Source organism: Kitasatospora sp. NPDC054939, from assembly GCF_053610105.1.
Genome location: NZ_JBSGXP010000005.1, coordinates 106,863 through 118,030, shown reverse-complemented (window position 1 = coordinate 118,030; position 11,168 = coordinate 106,863). Strand labels below are relative to the sequence as shown.

Here is an 11,168-nt window from a genome sequence, read left to right as displayed (position 1 = left end):
CCGCCGTCCGTCCCCGCGGGCGGGCGCCCGGTCAGCGTCCGCCGTCGATGCGGTGGGCGCCCGCCGAGGGCAGCGCGGTGAAGGCCCGGGGCAGCGCGTAGCCGGCCCCGGCGAAGGCCGCGGTGACGGCGTCGGCGACCGCCTCGGTGCGCTCGGCGGCGGTCAGCGCGATCACCGAGCCGCCGAAGCCGCCGCCGGTCATCCGGGCGCCGAGGGCCCCGGCGGCGACGGCGGCCTCGACGGCGAGGTCCGTCTCCGGGCAGGACGTCCCGAAGTCGTCGCGCAGCGACGCGTGGCCGGCCGTGAGGACCGGGCCGAGCGCGGCGAGGTCGCCGCTGCCGAGGAGGTCGACGGCCCGCCCGACCCGGGCGATCTCGGTGACCACGTGCCGGACCAGCGGGCGCAGCTCGGCGGGCAGCCGGTCGAGCGCGGCGGGCAGGCCGGCCGGGTCGAGGTCGCGCAGGGCGGGGAGGCCGAGCAGCTGTGCGGCCCGCTCGCAGCCGGCCCGTAGCTCGGCGTAGGCGCCGTCCGCGAGGTCGTGCTTGACCCGGGTGTCCACGACGAGCAGGCGCAGGCCGGCGGCTTCGAGGTCGAAGGCCACCTGGCGGCGGGAGAGGTCCCGGGTGTCGAGCAGCATGGCCCGGCCGGCCTCGGCGCACATCGAGGCCATCTGGTCCATGATCCCGCAGGGCACGCCGACGAACTCGTTCTCGGCCCGCTGGGCGAGGACGGCGAGCGCGGCGGCGTCCAGGTTGAGGCCGTACAGGTCGTTGCAGGCGAGGGCGACGGCGCATTCGAGGGCGGCGGAGGAGGAGAGGCCGGCGCCGGTCGGGACGTCGCTGTCGATCAGCAGGTCGGCGCCGGCCACCGGGTGGCCGGCCCGGAGCAGCGTCCACAGGACGGCGGCGGGGTACTTGGCCCAGCCGTCGAGGCCGCCGGGGGCGAGGGCGTCGAGGTCGAGTTCGACGGTGTCCGGCTCCCGGGTGCTGTGCAGGCGCAGCACCCGGTCGTCGCGGCGCCGGGCCTGCACCCGGGTGGTGTGCGGGAGGGCGATCGGCAGGACGTGGCCGTCGTTGTAGTCGGTGTGCTCACCGATCAGGTTGACCCGGCCGGGGGCGGCCCAGGTGCCGTGCGGGTCGCTGCCGTAGAGCGTTGCGAAGGTGGTCATGCGTTCTTCTCCAGGGTGAACGTCCAGGCGTCGGCGACGATCTCGTCGAGTTCGGGGCGGCGCGGGGTCCAGCCGAGGGCCTCGTGGGCGCGGCGGGCGGAGGCGACCAGGACGGCGGGGTCGCCCGCACGGCGGCCGGCGACCTGGACGGGGATCTCGCGGCCGGTGACCCGCTTCACCGACTCGATGACCTCGCGGACCGAGAAGCCGCTGCCGTTGCCCAGGTTGCAGATCAGGTGCTCGCCGGGCCGGGCCGCGTCCAGCGCCAGCAGGTGGGCCTCGGCCAGGTCGGCGACGTGGATGTAGTCACGGATGCAGGTGCCGTCCGGGGTCGGATAGTCGTCCCCGTAGACCGCGATGTGCGGGCGCTGCCCCAGCGCCGCCTGGAACACCAGCGGGATCAGGTGCGACTCCGGGTCGTGCCGCTCGCCGTACGCCCCGTACGCCCCGGCCACGTTGAAGTAGCGCAGCGAGACCGCCGCCAGGCCGTGCGCCAGCGCCTCACTGGTGATGAGGTGGTCGACGGCCAGCTTGGTCGCACCGTAGGTGTTGGTCGGCGAGGTGCGGGCCGTCTCGGCGATCGGCACCTCCTCCGGCTCGCCGTAGACCGCGGCGGTCGAGGAGAACACCAGGCGGCGCACCCCGGCCTTGCGCATCGCCGACACCAGCTCCAGCGAGCCGGCCACGTTGTTGCGCCAGTACTTCTCCGGGTCCGCCACCGACTCCCCGACCTGCGAGGACGCCGCGAAGTGCAGCACCGCGTCGAACGACGCGTCCAGCACCTCCCCCGCCTCCTGGATCCGGCCGCGCACGAACTCCGCACCGGCCGGCACGCCCTCCAGGAAGCCGGTCGACAGGTCGTCCAGGACGGTCACCTGGTGCCCCGCCTCCAACAGGTGGGCCGCGACCACGCTGCCGACATAGCCGGCACCACCCGTGACCAGGTACTTGCTCATGTTGCGCCTCCAGCGGGCGGTGGACCGCCGCCGCGGCGGGCCACCGTGAGGGGTGTACGACGGGGCCTATTCTCCCTGCTCGCCGGGGATGCTCCGGACGCCCGCACGCCCCTCGCGCCCCCTCCGCTCCGGCCGCGCGCGCCGGCGCCGCCGGGCGGGGTCCGGGGCCGCTCCCCGGGGAGGGGTCCGGGGTCGCTCCCGGGCGGGGCGGGGCGCCGGGGAGGGCCCGGGGTGGGGTGTGCGGGGCCGCCGCGGTCAGTCGCGGGCCATCCGCTCCAGGAGGCCGGTGCGGGCCGCCACCGCCGCGGCCTCCAGCCTGGTCCGCGCCCCGAGCTTCATCAGCACCCGCTGCACGTGCGTCCGGGCGGTGCTCGCGGCGATCCGCATGCCGTCCGCGATCGCCTGGGTGTCCTCGCCGTCCGCGATCCGGGCCAGCACCTGCACCTCACGGCGGGTCAGCAGCCTCAGCAGCCGCACCGCCTCGTCGTCCGGCTCGGTCGCCGGCCTCAGCAACTGGTCGAAGGCGCCGCGCAGTACGTCCACCGCCACCGCCGCCTCGCCCGCCCGGGCCCGCGCGATCGACCGCTCGACCATCTCGATCCGCTCGTCGCTCGGCACGTAGCCGGCCGCGCCGGCCGCGAACGCCCCCGCCACCCCGCGCAGTTCACCGACCGGACCGAGCACCACCACGGCCACCTCGGGCCGCTCCCGGCGGATCCGGAGCAACCCGTCGAAGGCGCCGGGCTCGGCCGGTGCCGCCACCCCCAGCAGGCAGACCTCGGGCCGCCGGCCGTTCACCAGGTCTGCGGCGGCCCCGGCCGGGGAGCCGACGGCGAGCACCCGGTGCCCGCGCAACTGCAGCGCCGCGGCCAACGCCTCGGCCAGCAGCCGATGGTCGTCGACCACCACGAGTCGAACACCCATGGCGCCTCCTGCTCCCGGTACGGTCGATGAGCGGTGCGAGCGATGACGCACCATCACAGCGCATTCCGTACCCGACCTGCCAGGGCGCCCGGACCGGCGAGCGGAAACGGGAAAGACCCCCGCCCGATTGGGCGAGGGTCTTTCCTTTTGAGCCCCCATGCGGAATCGAACCGCAGACCTTCTCCTTACCATGGAGACGCTCTACCGACTGAGCTATAGGGGCGAACCGGTCGAACAAGGAAGACCTTACACGGCCCTGGGCTCGGAAGGGAAATCGGCTCCCGCCGGGCCGAGGAGGCGCCCGGGCCTGCCGCGGCGGCGGACGCGGGCGGGCGGGAGCGGCACCAACGGGTGGGCCGGCGGCGGCGCGGACGGCCGCCCCGGGGGCGGCTCCGGAGGCGGTCCGGCGGCGCTCTGGGGGCTGTCCGGTGAACCCGCTCCCGACCCGCCCCGGGCCCGCACCCGACGAGGCCCCGCTACGCCGCCCGGTCCACCCCCGGCAGGGCCGCCCGGGCCCGCACCGACTCCGGCAGCACCGCCGCCAGGTCCCGGCCCGTCGTCTCCGGCAGCAGCCGCAGACAGAGCAGCGCCAGCACCCCCAGCCCCGCCACGTACCAGCCCACCGGCGCCGCCGTCCCGTACGCCTCCGTCAGCCGGGTCGCGATCAGCGGCGTGGTCGCCCCGCCCACCACCCCGCCGAGGTTGTACGTCAGGGCAGCCCCCGTATAGCGCACCCGGGTCGGGAACAGCTCCGGCAGGAACGCCGCCACCGGCCCCAGCAGACACCCCAGCACCGCCATCGACCCGGCCAGCCCGAGGAACATCAGCGGCCGGCTCACCGTCTCCAGCAGCGGGAACAGCACCAGCGACCAGAGCAGCGCCAGCCCCGTCGCCCCCAGCAGCGTCCGCCGTCGGCCCCAGCGGTCGCTGCGCCGGGCGGACACCCAGACCGTCAGCCCCTTGCCCGCCGCCCCGGCCAGCAGCATCCCCAGCACCACCGTGCTCGGCACCCCGAGCCCGGTCGTCGCGTAGGCCAGCGCGTAGGTGGTGGTCAGGTAGAACAGCGCGTACCCGACCGTGATCGAACCGCAGCCCAGCAGCACCGTCCGCCAGTGGTCGCGCAGCACCTCCGCCACCGGGATCCGCTCGCGCGGCTCCGCCGCCCGGAACAGCGGCGTCTCGACCAGCCGCAGCCGGACGAACAGCCCGACCGCCACCAGCCCCACCGACGCCAGGAACGGCACCCGCCACCCCCAGCTGTGGAAGGCCCGGTCGTCCAGCACCTGCGTCAGCACCAGGAACACGCCGTTCGCCAGGGCGAAGCCCAGGGTCGGCCCCAGTTGCAGGTACGCCCCGTACCGGCCGCGCCGCCCGGCCGGCGCGTTCTCCGCGATCAACAGGGCCGCGCCGCCCCACTCCCCGCCCAGCCCGATGCCCTGGCACACCCGCAGCACCACCAGCAGCGCCGGCGCCCACCACCCCCACGCCGCGAACCCCGGCAGCAGGCCGACGGCCACCGTCGACACCCCCATCAGCAGCAGCGACACCACCAGCGTCGCCTTCCGCCCCAGCCGGTCGCCGAAGTGCCCGAACAGCACCGCCCCCAGCGGCCGCGCCAGGAACGCCACCGCGTACACCGAGAACGCCGCCAGCAGCGCCCCCACCGTGCCCAGGTCCGGAAAGAACACCGGCCCGAAGGCAAGCGCCGCTGCCGTTCCGTAGATGAAGAAGTCGTAGAACTCGATCGCCGTACCGATCAGCGCCGCGGCCGAGGCACGACGCAACTGGCCTGGTGGCGGGTGCTGCTGCGTATCCATACCGCCACCCTGACGCCCCGTCGGCACACCCGGCATCGGCCACCCGGGTGACACCGGCGCGCCCCGCCCCGCACGCACCCGTCAGCACGCGCGCGCGCCGATGGAATCCCCCCTCCCCCGAACGCCGACTCCCCCGCCCGCCGGTCGGCGAACGGGGGAGTACGGGCGTCTGCGGCGCGGCCGGGCCGGCGGGTCAGCGGGCGTACGGGTTGTCGCCCGGCGGCGGGCTCGGCGGGCCGTACGACGGCGGGGCCGGCGGGGCGGCCGGCCCGCCCTGCGGCGGCATCGGCGCACCGAACTGCGGCGGCTGCGGCGGCTGCGACGGGTGCGGGGCCTGCGCCGGCCGGGACGGCTGGGCGGTCAGCCCCTGGCCCGACCCGCCCGCCGGGTACCCGGCCGGAACCGGCACAGCGGGCGGCGCCGACGGCCCGTCCGTCGCAGCGGCGCGACCGGCGGCGGACCGCCGGCGCAGCACCAGGAACACCACGACCGCGACCACCACCACGGCACCGGCCACCCCGGCCACGATCGGCAGGGAACTGCCCGCCTCCTCGTCGGCCTTGGGCTGCGCGACCGGTGCCGACGTCGGCTGCTGTCCGCCCGGCACCGGGGCCGCCGACGCGCTGGCCGAGGGCGCCGCCGTCGGCTTCGCACCCGGCGCGGTGGAACCGCCCGGCGCAGGCGCCGACGGCGCACCGCTCGCGGCGGCGGCAACCAGCGGGTTCACGTCCGCCGGACCGGGATCGCCGGGCTCGGTCAGCGCGATCCGGGGACGGACGGCGCCGAACCCGATGAGCTCGTTGCGGGTGGACCCGTCGGCCGGCTTGCCCGCAGTGTTGATCAGCACCCGGGCCACCTGGTTCGCGGTCCAGTCGGGGTGCACCGACCAGACCAGGGCGGCGGATGCAGACACCAGGGCGGTCGAGTCGGAGGTGCCGTTGCCCTTGCAGTAGCCGGACTCGCTGGCGCAGGCCCCGTAGATATCGGCTCCGGGCGCCACCAGGTCCACCTGCGGACCCACCTGCGAGAAGCTGGCGACATTGGCATCACGGTCCACTGCGCCAACGCCCAGCACCGGTCCCAGGGCACCCGGGTACTCGGCCAGGTTCCCCTTGTCCGCGCTGTTTCCGACACTCGCCACCACCAGCGCGCCCTTGGCGTTCGCGTGCGCCACCGCGTTCTTGAGCGTCGTCTCGTCGGCGGCACTGGCGGACGCCACCGGCTCGCCCTGCGAGATGCTGATGACCTTGGCACCCTGGTCGCTGGCGTAGACGATGGCCTGCGAAATCTGACCGAGGAACTCCGACGTGGGCACGGTCGTACCGGAGTTGCCGTTGTTCTTGATCTTCACCGGGAGGATCTTGGCCTCGGGCGCCAGACCGTAGGCGCCCTTGCCGCCCATGCCCTTGCCACTGCCCGCGATGACCGCGGCCATCTTGGTGCCGTGGTTGGTCGTGGTCGATCCGGCGTCGCTCGGTAGACCGCTGAAGTCCTTGACCGGCAGCAACTGCCCCACCAGATCCGGATGATCCGTCTTGAATCCGGCATCGATCACCGCAACGGTCACGCCCCGGCCCTTGGTGGTCTTCCACATGTCCGGCGCCTTCATGGCATCCAGGTACCACTGCTGGTCACGGATCGAATCCACCGCTGCCGCGGGCGCCACCGCCGGGCCTGCGATCACTCCCGCCGCCAGCAGCGCCGTCACCATGCCACGCGCCCGCGATCGCCCGTTCGTCCGCCGCATACCAGTTCCCTCGTCCTTCTCCCCGTCGGCCGAGGACCGTGCCCCCGGACAGGTCTGCCCGGCCACCGGGGGGCACCCAGTGGCCGGGCAGTCGATCAGTCCTACTCAATCACGCCCGGGTTGCTCCGCGGCGTACCGTCGGTCCACGTCTCCTCGTCCTCGTGGAGGTAGTCGGCGCGCTCGCGGCGCTCCTTCTCGTTCCGACCCGCGCCGCCACCCATCGGGGCGCCCATCATGTTGCCCTGACCCGCGCGGCCACCGCCGCCGGCCTCGCCGCCACCGGCGCCGGCCGCCCGGCTGCGCAGGCCGCTGCCGCCCGGCGTGAACGCGCCGCCGGCCGTCGGGCCCTTGGCGCCGCCGACCACACCGCCACCGGTCGAGGCCAGCCCCCGGCCGCGCGAGCTGCCGCCGGTGGAGCCGCCGCCCCCGCCCATGCCCGGACCCATACCGCCCGTGCCACCCATCGGGCCATTGCCGCGAGCGGTCTGGGCGGCGTTGGGGCCGGCCTCCTTGGCCCCGAAGACCGGGCCGCCGGTGGAGCGGCCCGGGTTGTAGCCGCCCGTGCCGGACTTGCTCGGGTTGTTCCCACCGCCGGAGCCGGGGATGTAGTTGGGGCCGATGGGACCGGGTCCCGGGAGCTGGCCACCGCCGCCGGGGCCGACGGGACCGACCGGGCCCGGGCCATTCGGGGTGAGCGGCGGCAGGTTCCCGTTCGACGTCGGCGGTGTGCCGGGCACGGTCGGCGCGGGCGGGAGGCTGTTCAGGTCGATGCCCGGCGGGCGCTGGTCGCCCTCCCACGGCAGCGGCGTCGGCTTCGGGCCGGGGACCACCCCGCCCGTGTCCGGCGGCACGTTGTGGAACGGCGGCGGGTACTTGACGTTGTCGTCCGGCCCCGGGATGCGCGGACGGCCCGGGATCGAGCCGCCACCGCCGTCGTCGTTCCGGCCGTCACCGCTCGGCCCGTGGCCCTCAATGAGGCCACGGTCGCCGCGCGGCGGAGTGAAGTAGCGCTCACCGGATCCGCGCCCGCTGCCACCCGGGCCGACCGGTACGGATTCCATGTCCTCGCGGCTCTGGTCGCTGCCGGGCGGCTTCGGCAGGTCCGGCTGCTGGAGCGAGTTCAGCTTCGCGGTCGCCGCCGTGTACGCCTGCCCCAGCTTCTCCAGCTGGTGGATGGCCTCCTGGTGCGCCGCGTAGACGCGCTTCTTCGCCGCCTGGGCCTCGGCGTCCGTGACCCAGTCGCCGTTGACGGCGTTGGCGACCTTGTCGGCCACAGCCTCACCGCCGCCGAAGCCGAACACGAAGCCGGCCGCACCGCCGGCCACCTTGACCGCCGCCGGCTGGTTCCCGTGCTTGTCGACCGCCGCGATGTCGGCGGTCGGCACGGCCGGTATGCCGGACTTGACGGTGCTGAGCACCTCGCCCGCCTGCGACATGGTCTCGCCGACGTTGCGGGAGTACTCGCCGATCGCCACGGCCGACTTGTTGAGGTTGGTGGCCCAGCTCTTGAAGCTCTCGGCCGCCGGACCCTCCCACTCGATCTGCCCGAGGTGCGCGTTCAGCGCCTTGCCGAGATCCTCCAGCAGCCGGCCTGCGGCCCGCAGCTTTCCGGCGCGGTCGAGGACCTTCTCCGGACTGGAGCTCGCGACCATCGCCTTGAGCTTCGCGTGGTCGATGCCTTCGAAGTTTGTTCCGCCTGCCATCACTTGCTCCCCGTGTCAGTGAAACGCGCGTTGCGAGCCGCCATCAGAAGCTGCCCTTCCCCGCGCCCGACGAGCCGCTCTCCCCGGCGGCCTTCACGTTGGCCGTCTGCTGCGACTCGTTGCCGCCGTAGTTGGCCGCCGTCGCTCCCAGCGCCTTGATCATGCCGTCGATCTGCTGGATGAGCGCCTTGCACATCGTGACCAGCACCGGCTGCACCCGGTCGTAGGCCGACATCAGGTCGGTCGATTCGGAGAACCCGGTACCCAGGTTGCCCGCGCTCAGGTTCTGGCCCTGCAGCGCGAACGGGGACGCGGGCGTGCCCTCCAGCTCCGAGAGCAGCTGGGTGACCTTCTTGCGGAAGGCCTCCAGCGACTCCAGCTCGACCTTGACGTCCTTGGAGCCGAGCCCGGCGGCCAGCGTGCCCGCCGTGGAGTTCGCCTGCGCCATGCCCTTGAGCCGCGCAAACAGCCCGTTGCCGAAGGACCATGACGAAGGCACGCTCACACCCGGGGCGTATGTGCTGCTCCCGCCGCTTGCGCCACCGCTCGTAGGCTCGTCTGCCACAGCAATCCACCTCTCCCCCGTGCGCGGGGCGACCTCGGGGGCCGCCGCACCGCAACACACCGTCAACTTCTCGGTCGTACAGTCCTGCTCGGCGCGTCCCTCCCCGTCGGACAGACGTCGCCTCAGCCATCGTAGCCACCCCCTCCGTCGGACCGGCAGGGGCCATGGTGTCGCCGGTCCCGATCGGTACGAACTTGACACGTACAGAAGGGAACCTCGGGGCGGGGAGGACGGTCGCCCGCTAGACTGACCACCGTCCGGTTGCGACCGGTACGCCCCATCTGCCGCGCAATGTCGCACAGCAGCGACCGCCTCCCCGCCGGTGCCCCGGGCTCCGGGAGGCCCAGCAGCGGATCGGATGTGATCAGGTGTCACCCCGCCGTCCGGAGCGTCCCGGCGCCACCCCCTGGTGGGCGAGGGCCGCGCGCCCCGCCCGTCCGCCGCTGCCGCTGGCGCTGATGGTGCGCGCGGCGGTGGGCACGGGGGTGCCGCTGGCCGCGGGGCTGCTGGCGGGTCGGCTGGATCTCGGGGTGTTCGCCGCCCTGGGGGCGATGCACGCCACCATGAACGACCGCGTCGAACCGCTCCGCCTGCGCTCTCCCCGGATCGCCGGGGCGGTGGCGGCGTCCGCGCTGGGGATGCTGATCGGCGGTTCCCTCCAGGAGTACGGGGCCGCCACCGCGCTGTCGGCCGCGGTGCTGACGCTGACGGCGTTCGTCTCGGGTGCGTGGAGCGCGACCGGGCCGCGCGGTTCGGCGGCCGGGATGCTGCTGCTGGTGTCGGCTGCGCTGGGCAGCGGCATGCCGCTGCCGGACCCGTGGTGGGCGGGGCCGCCGATGATGCTGGCGGGCGCGGCCCTCCTGCTGCTCCTGGGGCTGCCGCTGCGCGGCTACCGCAGCCCGGCCGCCGATCCGCGCAACCGGGCCCTGGCGGCGGCGTACGACGCGCTCGGGCGGACCCTCGCGGACCTGGGCACGCCGCGGGGCGCGGACTCCCGCCGGCTGCTGACGGCCCGGCTGAACCAGGTGCAGGACCTGCTGCCGGCCGGCCGCTCCCCGGACTCGCCCCGCACCGCCCGGCTGCGCCGGATGTACGAGGCCGCGCTGGCGGCGACCGAGGCCGCGACCGGGCTGCTGTGGGCCTGGCGGCCGGTGCCGCCCGAGGTGGCGGCCGTGCCGGCGCTGCTGGCGCGGGCGGTGGAGCGCGGTGGCGGCGGGGTGACGGTGCCGGACTGGGGGCCCGACACCCCGTCCCGGCGGGCGCTGGACGCGGCGCTGCGGGCGGCGGCGGACACGGTGGCGGGCCGCCCGGCGGTGCTGGGCACCGCCCCGCCCCCGCCGCCAGACCCGTGGCGGCTGCGGGTGCGGCTGCTGTCCCGCGGTTCGGTGCGGTACGGCCTCCGGGTGGCGCTGTGCATCGCGGTGGGCGAGGCGGTGGCGGTGGCCGTGCCGTTGAGCCGGAGCTACTGGGTGCCGATGACGATCGCGTTCGTCCTGAAGCCGGATCTGGGGTCGGTGTTCCTGCGGGCGGTGAGCCGCTCGATCGGCACGGTGCTCGGGGTGGCGGTGACCGCGGCGGTGCTCTCCCTCACCACGAACGCGTGGGCGCTGACGGCGATCGCGGCGGGCTGCGTGGCACTGCTGCCGTACGTGACGGCGGCGCACTACGGGCTGAACACGGTGGCGATGACCCCGATGGCGCTGATCCTGCTGCAGCTGGGAGGGCAGAGCGGCGCGGCGGAGTTCTGGCCCCGGGTGCTGGACACCGTGCTGGCCAGTGCCATCGTGCTGCTGTTCGGCTGCCTGCTCTGGCCGGACCGGCCCCGGCACCGGATCGAGCCCCGGCTGGTCGCGGCGGCCGGCGCGCTCCGGGCCTACCTGGCCTCGGTGGTGCGGGCGGACGAGGAGCCGGTCGCCGAGGTGTGGCTGCGGCGCACCGCCTACCGGGCGCTGGCCGACGCCCGCCAGGAGGTGGAGCAGGGGCTCGCCGAGCCGCCGCCGACCGGACGGCTGGCCGAGCAGTGGCTGCCCGCGACGGCGGCGCTGGAACGGCTGTCGGGCGCGGTGGCGGCGTACGCGGCGCAGCTGCGCTACGGCGGCCGGGTGCCGGACCAGGCGGAGGCGGCCCGGGTGCGGCGGGCGCTGGACGACCTCACGGAGGCCGCCCGGGCACACCGGCCACCGACGCGGGCGGCGGCCCGTCCGACCCGGCCGCACGACCCGAAGCGCAGTGCGCTGGGCCGTGCGGCGGACGAACTCGAAGCCCTGCTGGCGGGGGACCGGCCCTGA

General features: G+C 75.3%; 8 protein-coding genes and 1 tRNA gene. 1 reads left to right on the top strand and 8 read right to left on the bottom strand.

Features of this window, described 5'->3' with window-relative positions; all coding sequences use genetic code 11:
- Positions 1–31: 31 nt before the first annotated feature.
- The 8 genes from galK to ACWGB8_RS03280 form a co-directional block, all read right to left on the bottom strand.
- Complete coding sequence (gene galK / locus ACWGB8_RS03315; RefSeq protein ID WP_452209746.1) at positions 32–1,168, bottom strand: galactokinase; 1,137 nt, start codon at positions 1,166–1,168, stop codon at positions 32–34.
- The gene (galE, locus tag ACWGB8_RS03310) at positions 1,165–2,124 is read right to left on the bottom strand and encodes a UDP-glucose 4-epimerase GalE (RefSeq protein ID WP_452209744.1); all 960 of its coding nucleotides are present in this window, start codon (positions 2,122–2,124) and stop codon (positions 1,165–1,167) included. Before galE ends, galK begins: the two co-directional genes overlap by 4 nt.
- 255 nt (positions 2,125–2,379) lie before the next feature.
- Positions 2,380–3,048: a LuxR C-terminal-related transcriptional regulator gene (locus ACWGB8_RS03305; RefSeq protein ID WP_452209742.1), complete on the bottom strand. Its 669-nt coding sequence runs from the start codon at positions 3,046–3,048 to the stop codon at positions 2,380–2,382.
- A gap of 150 nt (positions 3,049–3,198) precedes the next feature.
- Positions 3,199–3,271, bottom strand: a tRNA-Thr gene (locus ACWGB8_RS03300).
- 253 nt (positions 3,272–3,524) lie between these two features.
- Complete coding sequence (locus ACWGB8_RS03295; protein ID WP_452209740.1) at positions 3,525–4,865, bottom strand: MFS transporter; 1,341 nt, start codon at positions 4,863–4,865, stop codon at positions 3,525–3,527.
- Positions 4,866–5,058: 193 nt separating this feature from the next.
- Positions 5,059–6,576 carry a S8 family serine peptidase gene (locus ACWGB8_RS03290; RefSeq protein ID WP_452209738.1) on the bottom strand — a complete coding sequence of 506 codons (1,518 nt, stop codon included), beginning with the start codon at positions 6,574–6,576 and terminating at the stop codon, positions 5,059–5,061.
- A gap of 137 nt (positions 6,577–6,713) precedes the next feature.
- Complete coding sequence (locus tag ACWGB8_RS03285) at positions 6,714–8,315, bottom strand: WXG100 family type VII secretion target (RefSeq protein ID WP_452209736.1); 1,602 nt, start codon at positions 8,313–8,315, stop codon at positions 6,714–6,716.
- 43 nt (positions 8,316–8,358) lie between these two features.
- Positions 8,359–8,820 carry a hypothetical protein gene (locus ACWGB8_RS03280; RefSeq protein ID WP_452209734.1) on the bottom strand — a complete coding sequence of 154 codons (462 nt, stop codon included), beginning with the start codon at positions 8,818–8,820 and terminating at the stop codon, positions 8,359–8,361.
- A 428-nt stretch (positions 8,821–9,248) separates the two neighbouring features.
- Here ACWGB8_RS03280 and ACWGB8_RS03275 point away from each other — a divergent pair, with 428 nt between their 5' ends.
- A complete protein-coding gene (locus ACWGB8_RS03275; RefSeq protein ID WP_452209732.1) occupies positions 9,249–11,168 on the top strand; it encodes an FUSC family protein in 1,920 nt (639 codons plus the stop codon).